Source organism: Desulfallas sp. Bu1-1, from assembly GCF_015594625.1.
GTDB lineage: Bacteria > Bacillota > Desulfotomaculia > Desulfotomaculales > Desulfallaceae > JADNRQ01.
In genome coordinates, this window is the sequence record NZ_JADNRQ010000018.1 from 43,942 (window position 1) to 62,196 (window position 18,255).

General features: G+C 50.7%; 18 protein-coding genes. 16 read left to right on the forward strand and 2 right to left on the reverse strand.

Going from position 1 to position 18,255, the window contains the following annotated elements; genetic code table 11:
• Positions 1-32 precede the first annotated feature (32 nt).
• The 7 genes from IT084_RS13920 (at position 33) to IT084_RS13950 (ending at position 7,776) form a co-directional block, all read left to right on the forward strand.
• The gene (locus IT084_RS13920; protein WP_195713506.1) at positions 33-1,121 is read left to right on the forward strand and encodes an FAD-binding oxidoreductase; all 1,089 of its coding nucleotides are present in this window, start codon (positions 33-35) and stop codon (positions 1,119-1,121) included.
• Positions 1,114-2,343: a (Fe-S)-binding protein gene (locus IT084_RS13925; RefSeq protein ID WP_195713507.1), complete on the forward strand. Its 1,230-nt coding sequence runs from the start codon at positions 1,114-1,116 to the stop codon at positions 2,341-2,343. Before IT084_RS13920 ends, IT084_RS13925 begins: the two co-directional genes overlap by 8 nt.
• Positions 2,340-3,584 carry a DUF2088 domain-containing protein gene (locus IT084_RS13930; RefSeq protein WP_195713508.1) on the forward strand — a complete coding sequence of 415 codons (1,245 nt, stop codon included), beginning with the start codon at positions 2,340-2,342 and terminating at the stop codon, positions 3,582-3,584. The genes IT084_RS13925 and IT084_RS13930 overlap by 4 nt, the downstream gene beginning before the upstream one ends.
• Positions 3,585-3,626: 42 nt before the next feature.
• Positions 3,627-5,327, forward strand: a complete 1,701-nt coding sequence (gene ilvD / locus IT084_RS13935; protein WP_195713520.1) for a dihydroxy-acid dehydratase — start codon at positions 3,627-3,629, stop codon at positions 5,325-5,327.
• 56 nt (positions 5,328-5,383) lie between these two features.
• Positions 5,384-5,692, forward strand: coding sequence for a UxaA family hydrolase (locus tag IT084_RS13940; protein WP_195713509.1), 309 nt, complete (start codon positions 5,384-5,386; stop codon positions 5,690-5,692).
• Positions 5,682-6,839, forward strand: coding sequence for a UxaA family hydrolase (locus IT084_RS13945; protein ID WP_195713510.1), 1,158 nt, complete (start codon positions 5,682-5,684; stop codon positions 6,837-6,839). The genes IT084_RS13940 and IT084_RS13945 overlap by 11 nt, the downstream gene beginning before the upstream one ends.
• A 634-nt stretch (positions 6,840-7,473) precedes the next feature.
• Positions 7,474-7,776, forward strand: a complete 303-nt coding sequence (locus tag IT084_RS13950; protein ID WP_195713511.1) for a hypothetical protein — start codon at positions 7,474-7,476, stop codon at positions 7,774-7,776.
• A gap of 64 nt (positions 7,777-7,840) precedes the next feature.
• On the opposite strand, the gene IT084_RS13955 is transcribed toward IT084_RS13950, so the two are convergent.
• A complete protein-coding gene (locus tag IT084_RS13955) occupies positions 7,841-7,984 on the reverse strand; it encodes a Mu transposase C-terminal domain-containing protein (protein WP_207744600.1) in 144 nt (47 codons plus the stop codon).
• 256 nt (positions 7,985-8,240) lie between these two features.
• On the opposite strand from IT084_RS13955, the gene IT084_RS13960 reads away from it, so the two are divergent.
• The 9 genes from IT084_RS13960 to IT084_RS14000 all read left to right on the forward strand — a co-directional run bounded on the left by IT084_RS13960 (position 8,241) and on the right by IT084_RS14000 (position 17,305).
• Entirely contained in the window at positions 8,241-8,828 is a 588-nt protein-coding gene (locus IT084_RS13960) for an FmdE family protein (protein ID WP_195713512.1), read from the forward strand.
• A 25-nt stretch (positions 8,829-8,853) separates the two neighbouring features.
• Positions 8,854-9,798: a nickel ABC transporter permease gene (nikB, locus tag IT084_RS13965; protein ID WP_195713513.1), complete on the forward strand. Its 945-nt coding sequence runs from the start codon at positions 8,854-8,856 to the stop codon at positions 9,796-9,798.
• Between the two features lie 74 nt (positions 9,799-9,872).
• Positions 9,873-10,745 carry a nickel ABC transporter permease subunit NikC gene (gene nikC / locus IT084_RS13970; protein ID WP_195713514.1) on the forward strand — a complete coding sequence of 291 codons (873 nt, stop codon included), beginning with the start codon at positions 9,873-9,875 and terminating at the stop codon, positions 10,743-10,745.
• Positions 10,746-10,755: 10 nt separating this feature from the next.
• Positions 10,756-11,814 (forward strand): ABC transporter ATP-binding protein, encoded by a 1,059-nt coding sequence (locus IT084_RS13975; RefSeq protein ID WP_243276981.1) that lies wholly within the window; start codon positions 10,756-10,758, stop codon positions 11,812-11,814.
• A complete protein-coding gene (locus IT084_RS13980) occupies positions 11,801-12,766 on the forward strand; it encodes an ABC transporter ATP-binding protein (RefSeq protein ID WP_195713515.1) in 966 nt (321 codons plus the stop codon). Before IT084_RS13975 ends, IT084_RS13980 begins: the two co-directional genes overlap by 14 nt.
• A gap of 71 nt (positions 12,767-12,837) precedes the next feature.
• Positions 12,838-13,773, forward strand: coding sequence for a methyltransferase domain-containing protein (locus tag IT084_RS13985; protein WP_195713516.1), 936 nt, complete (start codon positions 12,838-12,840; stop codon positions 13,771-13,773).
• A 70-nt stretch (positions 13,774-13,843) separates the two neighbouring features.
• Positions 13,844-15,385 (forward strand): ABC transporter substrate-binding protein, encoded by a 1,542-nt coding sequence (locus IT084_RS13990; protein WP_243276982.1) that lies wholly within the window; start codon positions 13,844-13,846, stop codon positions 15,383-15,385.
• A gap of 264 nt (positions 15,386-15,649) precedes the next feature.
• A complete protein-coding gene (locus tag IT084_RS13995) occupies positions 15,650-16,393 on the forward strand; it encodes an ABC transporter ATP-binding protein (RefSeq protein WP_313885489.1) in 744 nt (247 codons plus the stop codon).
• Positions 16,394-16,486: 93 nt separating this feature from the next.
• The gene (locus IT084_RS14000) at positions 16,487-17,305 is read left to right on the forward strand and encodes a metal ABC transporter permease (RefSeq protein ID WP_195713517.1); all 819 of its coding nucleotides are present in this window, start codon (positions 16,487-16,489) and stop codon (positions 17,303-17,305) included.
• A 188-nt stretch (positions 17,306-17,493) separates the two neighbouring features.
• Here IT084_RS14000 and IT084_RS14005 read toward each other — a convergent pair whose 3' ends face one another.
• Complete coding sequence (locus IT084_RS14005; RefSeq protein ID WP_195713518.1) at positions 17,494-18,093, reverse strand: class I SAM-dependent methyltransferase; 600 nt, start codon at positions 18,091-18,093, stop codon at positions 17,494-17,496.
• Positions 18,094-18,255: the final 162 nt, after the last annotated feature.

Genomic DNA, 18,255 nt, shown 5'->3' on the forward strand with positions numbered 1-18,255 from the left:
CATCATTCCAAACGTGATTGCAGGTGAAAGTAATGAAGGCAACCATACCGGCAGCCCAGGTATTTAACCTGTCTGAAGGTTTACAAGTTCCAATTTATTACCCTCAACATGATAAGGAATTGCAAGAGCTGATTGCAATGGCTCAAAATACCGGCTATAAAATCTGTCCGGTAGGTAATGTTACCAAGTTACCGGGTTTTATCTCACCCGCAAAGTTAAAGTCTGGCCGGTATATATTGGTCAGCATGAGCAAATTTAACCGGATTCTAAGCTATATTCCGGAGAATTTGGCCCTAACAGTAGAAGCTGGTGTAACTTTAACACAAATCTTAGAGCTAACGAGACCAAAACGGCAGTTTTGTCCTGCTTTATTGTTTCAGCCGGTACAAGCTACACTGGGCGGCACGGTGGCATCCAATCAAAAACATCTGCTGGAACAAGCCTATGGCAGCATCAGCAATTATATAGGAGGAGTAGAACTGGTTTCAGCCTCCGGGACACTTAATTTTGGCGGAACTAATGTAAAAAACGTAACCGGCTATGAGATTGGCCGCTTTCTGGCCGGATCCCTGGGCCTATATGGAATTATCAGTAAGGTGACGTTGTTTTTAAAGCCATTCCCCGATCAAGATGCTTATATCCTCTGGAATGTTGACGATACAAAAACCTTATTCAACAAATTGGCTGAACTTAAACAAAAATTATTCACCCTTAAAGGCTGCTGGATTTGGCCGGAAGAAACGCGGCAAAAGTTTAATGTACTGTTCGCCCTGTACGGTACCGCCAACCAGGTGGAAAGCGAACATAAGCTAATAAAACAAGCTCTGGCACCCGGTGCTTTGTCTGTGGCGGCAGCTGAAATTGAGGAGAAATTATTTCACTTGAACCGGGAGAAACAGCAAGCCAGGGCAGTTATATGGGACAGGCAGCAAGCAGTTGAAGTGGTTAACCGGCATGATTTCGTTTTATATGATTATTTAAGCGGCGAGGTATTTACCAATAGTTTTCCCTCCAGTGGAATACCCGGGATTGAACTTGATGATACAGTCACCCTGATCCGGCTGCTGAAAGCCAGATTGGATCCGGCGCAGGTTTTTATTGGAGATGAATTCTATGCTTAACAAAGAGCAAATTTACCATGAGCTGTCTCGTTGTAACAAATGCGGCACTTGCCAGGTTATTTGCCCCACTTATAAGGCCACCTTTCATGAGGGCAACGTGGCCCGGGGGAGACTTTTTTTAGTAAGAAAATACCTTGAGCAAGGCGATCAGGTACTGTTGCAAGCGAAAGAAGTAATCCAAAGCTTGGACCAGTGCTTGTTGTGTGAAAGCTGCACTAAAGTGTGCCCGTCAGGGGTTCGCACGGCGGAAGTGGTATTATACTATCGCCAGCAGTTATTGGCGGCGCAAACGGCAAAAAGTAAGTGGAAGGAAAAGCTCTACCGTCTAGCCTTCCTAAATAAAGCTTTTATTCCTTTTGCCGGTAAGATGGCCTATTATTACAAGAATATTGGTATACTGCCTGACCCATACCAGTTCCGGACTTTTTTGAGCAAATATATTGACGGTCAGGTCCTGAAGAATAATCCCGGTACGGGCATAGTACTGCGTGCTACCGGCCGGCGCAAATACAAAATCAGCTTTTTTGTGGGTTGTGCCATTAACACCTTTTACCACCGGGCGGCGCTGGCCTCCATCAATCTGCTCCGCCGGTGGGCTGACGTTACTTTGTTGGATAATTATTGTTGCGGGGCACCGTTTTTAAGTTTGGGTGACGTAGACAGCTTTAAAGAAGTAGCCGGCCGCAATTTAGACCTTTTCAACCGGGAAAAGACTGATTTTATCGTCACCGACTGTTCCACCTGTGCCAGCGTTTTAAAGCAGTACCCGGCCCGGCTGGGCGTTAGTGCGCCGGTGCTGGCACAGCTTAAGGACCTGGTTGAAATCCTGCTCCTGGAGCAGGAGGAATTGCCCCGGGTTAAAGATAGCGGAGGGCAAAAGTTTACTTTCCATTACCCCTGTCACTTAGTTAGAGGGCAAAACTTAAAAGAGCCAACCCAACGCCTGCTGAGCAACCTGTTTGGGTCATACTACCGGCCTCACCTGGAAGATGATAGTTGTTGCGGTGGAGCAGGCACCTATAGCATTTTGCACAGGCAGCTGGCGCAAAAGATTACGGCAGCCAAGTTGGCCAATATCCAAAACAGCGGTGCAACGCAGGTAGTAAGTTCCTGCCCGGCCTGCTTAATGCAGTTGGATGCCGTGGTAAAGAGATTGTCACTACCACTGGAAGTAAAACCTCTAGCCGTTTTTTTACAGAAAGCATTGGAGGAAAGCAAATGAAACTTGTATTTTACCGCGTGCAGGATTTAGATGTGCCGTCCAGTTTATCACCAGCGGCAATCCAGACTAATATTAGCCAGGGTCTCAAGCAGTACATGGGGGAGCGAGATTTTACGGGTCAAAAAATCGGCCTTTTGGTAGGGAGCCGGGGAATCTGCAATCTTGCTCTCATTGTAACCACAGTTGCAAAATACTTTCAAACTATGGGGGCCAAAGTTTATCTTATACCGGCCATGGGTAGTCATGGCGGGGCTACGTCCCAAGGCCAGAGGCAATTGCTGGAGCATTACGGTGTCACGGAAGCGGCCACGGGAGCAGAGTTTGTTTCGTCCATGGAAACAGTGTGCTTGAGGGAAGTTGACGGTTTCCCGGTGTACGCGGCTAAAGATGCCCTGGCTATGGACGGGCTTGTGGCAATTAACAGAATCAAGCCGCACACCGATTATCATGCCCGGCACGAAAGCGGTCTGGTTAAAATACTGGCTATTGGCCTGGGGAAGCACAAGGGCGCGGAAACCATCCACCGGTACGGGATGCGCGGTTTGACCGAGTTAATTCCTTTAGCGGCCCGTGTCATCTGGGAAGAGCTACCGTTGTTGGGTGGTATCGCAATTGTGGAAAACAAACTGGATCAGACGGCACTGGTGGAAGTGGTGCCCCGGGATGCTTATTTTGCCCGCGACGCAGAATTGCTGTCCATGGCGCGCGCAATGATGCCCCGGTTGCCCGTGGCTGACCTGGACGTGCTGGTAGTTCGGGAAATGGGCAAAAATATAAGCGGTGTGGGTATTGACCCCAATGTCAGCGGCCGTTTCCGGATTGCTGAATACGGTGAACAGACCGGTTTGGCCCGCAGGCTGGTTGTGCTTGACCTTACCACCGCCAGTGGGGGTAACGCTTTAGGTATGGGAATTGCCGATGTTATAACCGACCGGCTGTATCAGAAAATCGACTTCAAAAAAACATACATTAATACCATCACTTCTACCTTTCTCCAGCGGGCATTTATGCCGATTGTGGCGCCGGATGACCGGACCGCTATTAAAATTGCCATCGATACCTGCGGGCGTTATGTGGAACCCGAGCAAGCACGAATGGCGGTAATTAAAAACACCCTGGAACTTAAAGAGCTTTATATAACTCAAGCTCTACGCTCCGAATTGCCTGCAGGCTATGACGTAGCGGCAGGTCCGCTAACGGACGTGTTTGATCCAGATGGAAATTTGCTCTTACCGTTCTAGTTTAATCGTTTGGAGGTTGGCAAAGTGGAACTCAAAAGTCAAATGCTGCGGCAAGTTAATTTCCAGGGTGATGGCCTGCGCATGGGAACGCTCTGGAATGAAAAAGATTTGTCTAAACCACAGATCTTAATTGATAGCGCCTTTGGTGACAGCCATCCCGGCAGCAAACATTTAGATAAGCTGGTCGAAGCGGCCAAGATCAGTGTCTATGAACATCAAGGTAAGCCAATGTGTTATACGGTAACCGATATATGTGACGGCATCGCCATGGCGCATGACGGCATGAATTACTCTCTGGCTTCTCGGGACATTATGGCCTTCATGTATGAGATTCATGCCCTGGCCAGCCCTATTGACGGAGCAATTTTTATTGCCAGTTGCGATAAATCCGTTCCCGCCCAATTGATGGCAATGCTGCGGCTTAATTTGCCTGCCATCCAGGTGCCCGGCGGCTCAATGCTGAGCGGGCCGAGTTATATGTCGTCCGAAATACTGTATGGCTGCGGTGACCGGGTTCTTACCGGCAAAATGGGTTTAAAAGAACTCGGCTACTACACCCGTAACTGCTGCCCAAGTGCCGGGGCCTGCCAGTTCATGGGGACGGCCAGCACCATGCAGTCCATGAGCGAGGCGCTGGGGCTGGCTCTGCCCGGAAATGCTCTAGCACCGGCATATTCAAATCTAATATTGCAGTATGCGAGGCAAGCCGGCCGCCAATTAATGGAGCTGGTTAAACAAAACTTAAAGCCGCGGGACATTGTAACTTATAAGAATTTCGAAAATGCCATTATTGTGCACGCGGCTCTCGGGGGGTCTACCAATGCCTTACTGCACTTACCGGCCATAGCTAAAGAGGTAGGCATTAAAATTGACCCCGGCCTATTTGACCGGATCAACCGGGAAGTTCCAATCTTAGTCAGTTTAAAAACTGGTGGTCAGTGGCCTACTGAGCTCTTCTGGTATGCGGGTGGTATCCCCGCCATCATGCGTGAATTAAAAGATCTTTTACATTTAGACGCTTTAACTGTGACAGGGAAGTCAGTAGGCGAAAATCTCCGTGATCTGGAAGAAAGCGGCTTTTTCAACGAGGTAAACAGTTATTTGGCCAACTATAATTTAACACCGGAGCAGATCATAAAAACCCGTACCAATCCGGTAAAACCACAGGGCAACATAATCATTTTACAAGGGAACCTGGCTCCTGAGGGGGCGGTAATTAAAACGTCCGGGCTGGCACCGGAGATGTATTGCTTTACCGGCCAGGCCCGGGTATTTGATAGCGAAGAGGCTGCTGTCGCTGCCCTGCTGGCTGATCAGATTGTTCAGGGAGATGTCATTGTCATCCGATTTGAAGGGCCGCAGGGATCCGGTATGCCTGAAATGCTCCGGATGACAGAGGCATTGTATACCAGACCTGAATTAGCGCGGCAGGTTTTGCTTATCACCGATGGCCGTTTTTCGGGTGCGACCCGCGGCCCCGCTGTCGGTCATGTAACACCGGAAGCTTATACAGGCGGCCCCCTGGCTTATCTCAAAGACGGTGATTTAATCCGCATGGATATAGCAGCCCGCCGGTTAGAGGTAATTGGCATTGGCGGCCAGGCAAAAGAGCCGGCGGAAGTCGAGGCCGTCTTTGCTGAACGAAGGAAAAATACTGTCTTGCCGCAAAAAGAAAGTACGGGCGTATTACGTTTGTACCGCCGCCTGGCGACATCGGTGGCTGAGGGAGCGACGATTGGCTAATAAAAACTGTGGTCTACATGATGGAACAACAGTTTCTACGTCGAGGTGAATAGATAATGCCTACCCAAGCAGTTGTAATTGACGAAAAAGATAATGTTGCCACTGCCACAACTAATCTTAAACAAGGTTCTCGCGTGAAAATATTTTTAGGCAGCCGGGAAATTGATCTTGCAGTCAACGCTGATATTCCTTTTGGTCATAAATTTGCCATTAGAGAAATTGGTTATCACGAGCATGTAATTAAATATGGCGAGCCGATGGGCAGAGCGACGCAGGTCATTAGGGCCGGCGATCACGTACATGTGCACAATGTGGAAAGTGAAAGATGCCGGGGCGACTGGGAGGATGCAAAAAATGAAATTTAAGGGATACCGGCGGCCTGATGGCAAAGTAGGGATTAGAAATTATGTGCTCTTATTACCCACCAGTATTTGCGCCAATCATGTGGCTAGCGAAATAGCCAGAACAATTCAAGGTTGCACCGTAATTAATAATTTTCACGGCTGCTGCCAGGTAGGTGCGGATGCCAAATTAACTTTCACCACCTTAGTTAATGCCGGCGCTAACCCTAATGTAGGCGCGGTGATCTTGGTCGGTTTAGGGTGTGAAGGTATTCAACCGCCCAAAGTAGTGCAAGCATTAGAGAAAAACGGCAAGCCGGTGGAATGCGTAATTATCCAGGAAGAGGGAGGAAGCCTTAAGTCCATAGCCAAGGGCTGTGCCATCGCGACTAGATTGGCCCGGCAATTATCACTGCAGCCCCGGGAAGAAGCTGATATAAGCGAACTTATCCTGGGCATTGAATGTGGGGGATCCGATACAACCTCAGGCTTAGTCGCTAACCCTGCCTGTGGCGTGGCTGCTGATAAGCTGGTGGCATTGGGCGGTACAAGCATTCTCTCCGAAACAACCGAATTAATCGGTGCCGAGCATATCCTTGCCCGGCGGGCCATAAACGGGAAAGTTAAAAACAAGTTGCTGCAGATCGTGGCAGAATGCGAAGCACGTGCTAAAGCCATGGGTGAAGACATCCGCGGCAGTCAACCTACCCCGGGCAACATCGCCGGTGGTTTAACCACCATCGAAGAAAAGTCCTTGGGGTGTATAAAAAAGGCCGGCTCGTCGCCTATCCAGGGTGTGCTGAATTACGCTGAAATGCCAACCGAAAAAGGCTTATACATCATGGACACTCCCGGCCAGGATATAGAATCCATGTCCGGTATGGTAGCAGGTGGAGCCCAGGTACTAATTTTCACCACCGGCCGGGGCACACCCGCCGGGAACCCAATAGCACCGGTGATAAAAATTACTGCCAATAAAAAGACTTACGATAAAATGCGCGACAATATTGATCTGGATTTATCTGGAGTAATAGATGGTAACCAAACTATTAAAGAAGCTGGCCAGCTAATATTTGATGAAATCATCCAGGTAGCCAACGGTAAGACCACCAAGGCTGAACAACTGGGTCATAACGAGTTTTCCATCTACCGGATTGGCCCTACCTTCTAAGTTCAGCTACATGAACCAATCAACTATTGTGTGGATTGCTGAGAATAAATAAACGGGGGGTAAACCCGTTTTTTTTTCTTCAAATGTCTCAAATACCGGGCTCTTCAATTTCTATGTAATACAACTTAAAATTAAAAAAACTTTGATTTAACTGCAAAAACACCACAGCGGCAGGCGATCCGGCGGATTTCTGGAGTGAGTGGAGCACTGGAAGCGGTCCCTAGCCCGTCATATCCCAAAAGTCATGACCCCTTAGGGCGTGAAGAAGTAGTTCGGCAGTTTACGGCAAGCGTTGACTAAGAGCTACTCCAGCCAAAAAGGTAAAATTGCGAAACGAACGATTGATACCGCCGGAGCGCCAGTTACTAGTACCGGTTTTTGTAAAAAAAATTACTTTGGTATTTTGTAAAACTAAAGGTTAAACTGGTAAACCATGACAGAGATTCCATTTTTACCAAGGCGGCCCAGGCGCCGTCGCTGGTGGTCACCTTTTACCGGATCAGCTTGACGGTGTTGCTGCTGGCGCCGGTTACTCTGGCAACCGGCCGGCATGAACTACGGACCATGGGACGGCGGGACATTGCCATGGCCTGTTTGTCGGGGTTTATGCTGGCCCTGCATTTCGGCGGGGTACATGCTGGTAGGCCGGGGCCTGAGGAGCCGGCTTTCGTTGTTGCCCTATATCGTAATTGTTTACGCTGTTTCCGCGGCTACCCTGCTGCTGGCTGTTCTGCTATACAACCTGCCGCTTTACCCGTACCCGCCCGGCAAATGGTTGATGTTCTTCTTACTGGCGCTGGTGCCCACCATTATGGGCCATATTTCACCTCATGCTTCTTGCAGGCGGCATTATACAATGCCTGGGTACATAAAACTATTAGATTCTCTTCTGCACTCTTTGGGTATGATGCGGGCATCTTCGCTTGGATACCTTTAACCTTGTTGTGACGCAGCTTTTCCAGGTCAAGGAGTATGGCATTGGCATAGCACTTTTGCCGCCATCAAACCTGGATTTGGGTAAGATCAAAGGGATCATAATGCAGCAAAACCCTTTGGCCCACCAGTTCCAAGTCCACCTCGTAAGTATTGCCGGTCAGGCTTATACAACCCGTTGTCCACTGTACGTTGCGGGTTTTCAGGGGCACATCTCTATAAAAAAATAATTTATGTTCGAAAAAGCAGCAGGAACCAGGTTAGTAATTATAGAAATAATAAAATAAAAGGGTGGTAAGAACCATCCATTGGCCGCAGAAGTTCGGCCAAAAGTTTTTAAGTACTTGTATTTTTCAAAGTTAAAACCACAAAACCCATGCCATGGAGGCCTTAGCCCGCTGAAGCGGGTGTAAGCTTTTCATGGCATTTTTAATTTTGTTAAAGCAAGAAAAAGAGGAGGCCATAAAATTGGATGATTGGCAAAAAGTAATCGCTTTCCATGGCCATGCCTGCTGTATCCTGGCCATAGGTTACCGGGCTGCTAAGCTGGCCTTATCTTTGATAAGGGAAACTTCGGATGAGGGAGAGCAGCCGGTGGCGTTGGTAGAAACTGTAGATTGCAGCACGGACGCAGTTCAGGTGCTTACCGGTTGCACTTTCGGAGGGCGGCGTTTAAAAGTAAAAGAGACCGGCAAGTATGCCTTTACTTTGGGATATCCCTCTACAGCCGGGGCCGTGCGAGTGGTGCTGAAGCCCGGGGTGCTCTCCCGCTCGGGAGAGGCTTTCCTGAAACTGATGGAAAAGGTAGCCAATGGTGAGGCTGGTGTTGAAGAAAAAGAGCAGTTTTATAATCAACAGGAATATCTTATGCAGTACATTCTCAATGCACCTGCTGAAGAGATATTTGATACACAGAAAGTCAAGCTGAGTCCGGTGCCTGCGGGATTCAAGTTTCAATTCACTTGTTGCGACAACTGCCGCGAAGAATTTTTAAGCGCGTACGCTTACCGTGTATATGGCAAAGTCCTTTGTCCAACGTGCGCGGGGATGTTATAACTTTTGGGGATAGTCGCAGGTAAACATGAAACAATATTTGATCAAACGCCTGTTTTATCTTATACCCGTCATGTTCGGGGTATCAATAATAACCTTCGGGCTTATTAACCTGGCCCCCGGGGACCCGGCGGAGATTATTTTAAGGTCCAGCGGGGTGGAACCCACCCTGGAGGCGGTGGACGCGCTGCGCGAAGAGCTGGGTCTTAACGATCCCGTATACATCCAGTACGGTCGCTGGTTCCGTGATGTGCTTCACCTGGACCTGGGACAGTCCTACCGTACCGGCCGGCCGGTGGCGGAGGAAATATTCTCTCGTTTTCCGGCCACCCTGGAGCTGACCGTGGCAGCGATATTTTTCATGTTGCTGATCTCGATTCCTTCGGGAATTCTGGCAGCGCTGCACCGCCACGCTTTTGTTGATCACCTCAGCCGGATTTGGGCCCTGGCCGGCGCTTCCCTGCCGGGTTTTTGGTTGGGACTCCTGCTGATTTACTATTTTTCCGTAAAACTGGGGATTTTCCCGGTGATGGGCCGTGGAGGGCTTGATCACCTGGTACTTCCGGCGGTAACCCTGGGTTTCGGGATGGCGGCCACCTATGCCCGCCTGCTGCGGGCAAGCATGCTGGAGGTTCTGGGGCAGGATTATATAAAGGTGGCCCGGGCCAGGGGATTAAAAGAAAAGCTGATTGTGGGCCGGCATGCCCTCAAGAACGCCCTTCTGCCGGTGGTGACCGCTTTCGGGATGAGTTTTGGCCACTTGCTGGGTGGCGCGGTCATCGTGGAAACCATATTTGCCTGGCCGGGGGTAGGCAAATTTTTTGTGGACGCCATTTTCAACCGGGATTATCCCGTAATCCAGGGCTACGCGCTGTTTATGGCCGTCGTTTTTGTAATAGTTAATTTACTGGTTGATATTGCTTATGTTTTCCTGGACCCGCGCATCCGCCTGGAAAGGGGCAGGCAGGTTTAATTTTTGAGCACAAACTTTCAACCTTTCAACACCCGGCACCAGGAACGGGAATGGAAACGGGGGTAAATGCTGGGATGAAGTCATTTACTTTTGGAACGGGTGAAGGACTTCTAATGTCGGCCATTTATCGCCTGGCTCGGGATAAAATGGCCCTTGTAGGTCTTGGCATAATTATTGTTATTGTCGCTGTGGGTATATTTGCACCCTACCTGGCCCCCCATGACCCGGTGCAAGTCGACCTGGGCCAAAAGCTGGCCCGGCCTTCCGCGGAATACCCTTTGGGTACGGACCACCTGGGTCGCTGTATCCTATCCCGCTTAATATATGGAACGCGGGTTTCTCTATCCACTGCAATGCTTGTATTAACGGTCATTATATTCATTAGCGTTCCTGCCGGCACCATTTCAGGCTATGTTGGGGGAAGGTTGGATAATATCGTCATGAGGATTATCGATATCCTCCTGGCTTTTCCCGGTCTGGTTCTGGCCCTGGTTATTGCCGGTATGCTGGGACCGGGGCTGCTTAACGTGATGATTGCCCTGGGCGCAGTCTGGTGGGTGGGATATGCCAGGATTATCCGGGGGATGGTTCTTTCGGTCAAGGAAAAAGAGTTCATCCTGGCCGCCAGGTCCTGCGGCACTTCCCACAGTAAAATTATTTTCCGGCACATCTTGCCGAACGTTCTATCACCGGTGATTGTACTGGCAACCCTTGACATGGGGAGCCTGATTCTGGCCATTTCCGGGCTTTCCTTTCTGGGGCTGGGCGCCCAGCCCCCCATGCCGGAGTGGGGGGCCATGCTCAATGACGGCAGGCCTTACATGCAGGCGGCGCCGCATCTGATGCTTTTCCCGGGACTGGCGATCATGCTGGTGGTACTGGCTTTTAACCTGCTGGGTGACGGTTTGCGCGATGCTTTTGATCCGAAAGGAACAATGCGGGGGTAAAACAGTATCTATGCCAGGTTCCCTGATGGTGGACTTATCCCAAACGGGAGGTGCTGATACTATTTCCAGTAAAACTATTTTAAACGTAAGGAATTTATGTACATATTTTTATACCCGGCAGGGAGTGGTCAAAGCCGTTAACGGGGTCAGTTTTGATGTTAAACCGGGCAGGACCCTGGCCATTGTCGGGGAGAGCGGTTCGGGTAAAACCGTTACCGCCCTGTCGCTTCTCGGTTTGATCGACCCGCCGGGTAAAATTGTGAGCGGGGAAATTTACCTGGACGGGCGTAATTTGCTTGGTCTTTCCCGGGAAGAACTGCGGCGGTTGCGCGGCAAAGATATGGCGCTGGTTTTCCAGGACCCCATGACCTCGTTAAACCCGGTTTTCACCATCGGAACCCAGATCACCGAAACCTTGACCTGTCACATGGGAATAGCCGGGGCAGAAGCGAAGATAAAAGCGATCGAGATGTTAAAAAGGGTCGGATTGCCCCACCCCGAGAAAATAATAAAGCGTTACCCCTTTCAGTTAAGCGGCGGGCAGCGCCAGCGGGTAATGATTGCCCTGGCCCTTTCCATGAATCCCAGGGTTTTGATTGCCGATGAGCCCACCACCGCCCTTGATGTAACGGTCCAGGCGCAAATTCTTTATGAAATGCGGCAGCTGATCAAGGACTGCCGGGCCGGGGTTATTCTCATTACCCATGATCTGGGAGTGGTGGCCGAGCTGGCGGACGAGGTGGCGGTGATGTATGCTGGTTCCATTGTGGAATACGGCGATGTATATGAAATTTTTGACAATCCCCTTCACCCTTATACCAGGGCCCTGCTCAAATCCATACCCCGTTTGGGAACGAAAGATGAAGTGTTAAGACCGGTTCAGGGGCAACCGCCAAGCCTTATTGATCTCCCCGGGCGATGCGCCTTCTTGCCCCGTTGTGAGCACGGAGCCGGAGGGTGCCGGGCCGGCGTACCCCCGCTGGAAGAAATTATCCCGGGCCACGCGGTGGCATGCCACCGGGTAATTGCGGCCAAGCCGGAGGAGGTAACACTGCGTGAGCTTGCTTGAAGTAGACGGTCTGAAAAAATATTACCGGACAGGGGGAGGGCTGTTCTCGACCGGCAGGGAGAAGGTTCACGCGGTGGATGGTATATCCTTTACCCTGGAAAGGGAAGAAACTCTTGGTCTGGTTGGAGAGAGCGGATGCGGGAAGAGCACCCTGGCGCGACTGGTGGCGAGGCTGGAAGAGCCGGACGGCGGAAGGGTTATATTCGAAGGAAAAGACATAACAGAGCTGTCCGGAAAAAAACTGCAGGAGTTAAGATGTGAGATACAGGTTATTTTCCAGGATACCTATTCTTCCTTGAACCCCCGGTTAACGGTGAGTTCTATCGTTGGTGAGCCTTTGGCCAATTTTAACATGGGAACAAGGAAGGAGCAAAAAGAAAGGGTGCGGGAGCTATTGGAAACCGTGGGCTTAAATCCTGAGCACGCTGCGAGATATCCCCATGAATTCAGCGGCGGCCAGCGCCAGCGTATCGGCATTGCCAGGGCTCTGGCCTTGCGACCGAAGCTGGTGGTATGCGACGAACCGGTTTCCAGCCTGGATGTTTCCATTCAGGCGCAAATTTTGAACTTGCTAAAAAAACTCAAGCAGGAATTCGGACTTTCATACCTGTTCATTTCCCATGACCTGGCGGCGGTCAGCTACATCAGCGACCGGGTGGCGGTGATGTATCTGGGGAGGATTGTGGAGGTGCTGAAAAGCCGGGATTTAGCCACAGAGGCCTGCCACCCTTACACGCAGGCCTTGCTGGCTGCGGTCCCGGTGTCCGACCCGCGGCTCAGGGAGGGTAAGGAGTTAATTGTTAAGGGTGAGCCTCCCGACCCGGTTAACCCGCCTGCGGGCTGCCGTTTTCACCCCCGCTGTCCCCGGGCCATAGAAAAATGCCGGTCTGTAGAACCTGTTTTGAATGAGGTGGAGGAATGGCATCAGGTGGCCTGTCACCTGTCTTGTTAAAAAGGACGGAGGTGAATACCAATAAGGTAAGTTATGCATTTCTGTGATTTACATGCGTGGGAGGTATCCAGATGCAAAAGCTGCACCGGGACGGGGATGCTCCCGTATCTTTTTTAATATACCAAATCAAGGAGCCTCGTTTTTGGGAAAAAGCCTGGATCGAGGCCTATAAAGGTTCTCTGCACACCCGGCGCCGCAGCGGGGCGGTTGCCCTGGACTACTGGAACCGCCTGGCCGGGCGGTTTGCGCGCCAGGCGGGGCAGGAGTGCACCAAAAGGCGGGTGGATAGGGTGCTGGCCTGGCTGGAACAACAGGGAATCCTCCATTCGGAAATGGAAGTGCTGGACATCGGTGCCGGTACGGGTGTCTTCACCGTTCCCCTGGCTCGCCGAGTGAAAGAGGTGGCAGCCCTGGAGCCGGCCCCGGCCATGCTGGCCGCCTTGCAGAAAAGGGTTGAAGCGGAGGGACTTGCGAATGTCCATTTTCTTGATTGGGAATGGGAGAAATTTGACCCGGCAGCCGAAGGACTGGCCGAGAGGTTCGACCTGGTCTTTGCTTCCCTCACACCCGGGGTACGGGATGTACAGACCCTTATGAAAATGACGGCTTGCTCCCGAGACTGGTGTTTTCTGTGCGACTTCGCCGGCCGGCGTCTGAGCCCGGCCCGGGAAGAATTGTGGCAGCTGATCTTCGGCGAGGAAATGCCACTGCCGGGGCACGACATCATTTTTCCCCTCAACTACCTCTACGCTTCGGGGTATTGCCCTTCCTTCCAGGTGTGGTCGGACGAGTGGGACGAAGAACTGCCGGTGGAGGAAGCGGTGGCCGGGCTACAGGACTTCTTCCGGGTCTATACCGAGATTACACCGGAAATTGATAAGATAATCGTTGATTACGTGGAGCAACGCGCAGTCAAACAAATCTTCTGCGAGAAATACAGAGTACGCTTGGGCATGATCCTCTGGCAAGTGGCTGCCAAATGGGCAGCTGAAGCAGATGCTACTTGAAAGAAGCGTTAAGATCAACGGATAGAACAAAGGGATAGCACAGGATAATCAAAATGAAAGGGGAGATAAAATGTTAAGCCTCAAAAAATCCGCTATATTTATGTTTTTAATGCTTTTTATCCTGGCCGGTCTGCTTGCCGGCTGCGGTGCAAAGGACCAGGAGCAAATCAAAGGGCAGGAACTGGTAATCGGTGTCGGGCGGGACTTTTACGATGGCCCGGATAGCAGTAATTTTCTCCACGGCAGTACGGGCGTGTGGGAAAGTCTCACCTACCTCAACGAAAACCTGGAGCCCGTGCCGCAACTGGCAGAAAAGCTCGTCTCGGATGACACGGACAAAGTATGGACGGTTTACCTGCGGCAGGGCGTCAAGTTCCACGATGGTACACCACTCAATGCCGAAGCAGTAGTGAAAAGTGTAATGCGATTAAAAGAGCAGGTTAAGTTTGATGAATACGGTACCTTTACGAACCTGAACAATGTGGAGGCCGTCGGTGAGCGGGAAGTAAAGTTCACCTTTAGCAAGCCGGAGCCGGCCTTCCCGGCCAAAGTGGCCTACCACGGGTGCCCCATTTTCAGCCCGCAGAGTTTTGATGCCGAAGGGAAAATAACCTTCCCCTACGGCACGGGGCCATTCAAGTTTGCCGAGTATAAAAACGGCGAAGCCCTGGTGGTGACCCGCAACGATGACTACTGGAGCGACAAAGCGCAGCTGGAAAAGGTGACTTTCAAGGTCATTCCCGACCCATCCACCCGCCTGGCTGCCCTGCAGACCGGGGAAATCCAGGCCGTTGCTGATGTGGGCGGCATCCTGCCGGAGCAGGCCCCGGCGATTACAGGAGATGCTGAACTGGTTTTACTGTCCCGGCCGGTAACCACGACCCATTACCTGCTTTTCAACAATAAAAAACCACCCTTTGATGACCGGCGCCTGCGCCAGGCGGTGAGCCTGTCCCTGGACCGCCCGCAGCTGGTCAAAGAAGTGCTTAACGGTTACGGTGAGCCGGCGGATACCATCTTTACTTCGCTGGCCAGGGCATGGGTGGTTAAGGGGTTGTGGACAACGGACAAGAACAAGGCCCGGGACCTGGCCGCGCAGGTCAAGACCGGCACGCCGCGTAAAGTGGTTTTTGTCGTCAACTCGGCTCTGGCCAACCGCTGGCCGTACAAGCCGATTGCAGAAATACTGCAGTCGGACCTCAAGGGCCTCGATTTTGAGGTGGAACTGAAAATGCTGGAGATGGGCGCCTGGAAAGAAGCGGTAAAGAAAGGCGAATATGACCTCACCTTAACACCCTATACATTGATGACCGGCGACCCGGACTTCTTCTTCGGTAGCTGGATTCACTCCCAAGGGCAGATGAACGTGCAGCGGGGCATCGGATACAGCAATCCGGAAGCAGACAGGTTGGTGGAGGCGGCTGCTGCCGAGCGGGACCCGGCTGAAAGGCGGCAGTACTACCGCGACCTGCAGCAGTTGGTGGCGCAGGACGTGCCGCTGTGCCCGGTCTACCATGATGTATGCCTGTACGCGACCGGAAAAAAGGTCCATGATTTAAAGCTCGATCCATTTTTTAAGCCGGGGCTGGATAAAGCCTGGATCGAAAAATGAGCAGTAATTAACGGGTCAGGTAATTTAGCATTAAATAGTCTAACCATGAAGGTTTTTAGCGCCCTAATGGGAGCACCCTGGTAGCCAATAAATGCCATTAGCCAACCGAGGGCCAGGGTATATCCCAAGGAATGAGGGGTTCTTCATAGTTTTCTTTTCGGATGGGTTTTTGTTTTTTGCAGCTTGTATTTAAAAAGTTTGAAGGAGGGATAAAAAATTATTGTACGAAAAAGAGTAAAAAATTTACCGTCCACAAAGGACGTGGTGATTACAATTAAGAACGCCGTTGTTTCTTATCGAGAAGATGTAGCCTTGAGGGGTGTTTCTTTATCAGTTAAAAAAGGTGAACTGGTTGGTATTATAGGGCCAAATGGTGCCGGGAAAACAACCATCCTCACTCTGGTTAACGGATTGGGAAAACTGCTCAAGGGACAAGTGCAGGTGCTGGGCTGTATGTTAAATAACGGCTGTCCGGCTTATTTACGCAGGCGCATCGGCTATGTACCTCAAATTCACAATATTGACCCCCGGATGCCGGTAAACGCCGGGGAAGTGGTTATGATGGGGCGTTACGGGCGACTCGGCCTGTTGCGCCGGCCTGGTATTCTCGACCGGCAGGTGGTTGAGAGCTTGCTGAGTTTGGTAGGCATGAGCCACCTGGCCACCCGCCCCATCGGCCACCTTTCGGGCGGTGAGCAGCAGCGGGTGGCCATTGCCCGCGCTCTGGCTCAGGAGCCGGATATTCTGCTGCTGGACGAACCTACCACGGGTCTGGACCGCCGGGCGCGGGTAGAGATAATGGCCCTGGTAAACGAAATCCACCGCACCCGCAACCTGACTACATTGATGGTGACTCATGAACTAAAAACAGCTTCGGCAATTTGCAACCGGCTGGTTTTGATGAAAGAAGGGCGTATTTGGTCCCAGGGTAAACCGGAAGACGTATTGCAGGAAGAAGTTTTGGATCTCTTGTACGGTGATGATAATAAAGTGGCAAATTATTTTTAGAGCTATTTGCTTTGCTAAAAGCTGCCGTCTTGAAGTTTATGAATTCGTAGGGAGGTTAAAAAACTGGATCTTTCTATCTTTACATACCCGTTCATGCAAAATGCTATTCTGGCCGGTCTGTTGGGCGGGGTAGCTTGTTCTCTTATTGGTGTCTTTGTGGTTACCATGAATCTTTCTTTTATTGGGGTTGCCATTGCTCACGCTGCCTTTGCCGGCGCTCTTTGCGGGGCGTGGCTGGGTTTTAGCCCACAAGCCGGGGCTTTTATTTTTAGCTTGGCGGCTGTGGCAGTCATTGGTCCGCTTGCCGACCGGGGAGAGTTTAATCCAGACACGCCCATCGGCATTATCTTTTCCTTAACCATGGGGCTGGCTTTCTTGTTTATGGGCCTTTTGCCCGGCCCCAAAACCCAGGCTTTGGAGCTGTTGTGGGGAAGCATACTTACGGTGAACAACTTTGATCTTGTTTTGCTGTTCATTGTGGCTGTGATTGTCTTAACGCTGGTAATGCTCTTTTTTAAAGAAATCCAGGCTGTTATATTTCACCGGGAAGCTGCCCTGGCTGTTGGTATTCCGGCCAACCTGATCTTTTATTCTATGTTATTTTTAACCGGCTCGGTAATTACCGCATCTTTGCGCAGTATAGGCGGCTTGCTTATTTTTAATTTAATCCTTAACCCCGCTGCTGCGGCCTACCAGCTTACCTACAGTTTGCGGATAATGTTTATTTTATCTGCCTCATTTGGTATCCTTTCCACCTGGCTGGGGCTCTTGATTTCATATTTATTCAACACACCCAGCGGCGCTACCATCGTGCTTGTTTCAACGGTTATTTTTATAATAGCAGCTGCTTTTTCTCCCAAGCGTAAAGTAAAAAAATGGAAAAATGAATTGGAGTCGGCACTGAAAAATTGAGGATCATCGTATCAAGCCATACAAGGAAACAAAGCACGGCGTTGTCCTGAACATGCCGCCTTCGCATCGCCGCCAAGTCTGGTTCGAAGCAAGCTGTAGTTGCCGGCGGCACTAAGCACTGGAATGAGCAGGGATAACGCCGTGCATTTCTTAAAGTGGGTTAACTGAATATTATTCGGTGTAATAAATCATTCTTTTTTGCCCAAAGCTATAAAACGATCCTGGCCATCCGTTACTCTTACCCCGGAAAAACCGGCTTCTTCCAGCATGGCTTGCATCTCCCCGGCCTCGGGAATCATATCGTTTGCAACCAGGCCCCCGATTTCGCGGTGCCGGTTGTTAATGTAATCCCGGCTGTCTGCGTGGCATATAATTATCATCCCCCCGGGCTTTGTTACTCGAAATAGTTCCCTCAAGGACCCCGGTTTATCGGGGAAATGGGGTACACAGGAGTTACATACCACCGCATCGAAAGTGTCTTCTTTCGCCGGGATGTCCATCACATCGGCGTGGACAAAACGTACACGGCTATCGGAAACCTTGGCCCGGGCGACCTCCAGCATTTTCTCCGCAATATCCAGGGCCCATACTTCTCCGTTCGGCCCCAACCTTTCCAGCAACAGGGGAATCATGATTCCGGTACCGGTTCCTACGTCCAGTATTTTACCCTCCGGTGGCAGGTCAATAGAAAATATAATCTCTCGTAACCTTTCCTTGACATAGGGCGGGTGAATACTATCCCACCTCCCGGCCATGTCGTTAAACCATTTCCGGTATTGTTCGTTCAAGCTTTTTCCAACCTGGTTCAAAAAAGCTCACAATACCTAATACTACAGCGTAATTTAGAAGATGTATTAAGACGAAACCTGGTTTCTCCCAGGCTCACCCGAAAAAAGCTGAAGCTCCTATAATCCTAATGATAGTCAGGTTTAGAAGATGAATTTACGCTG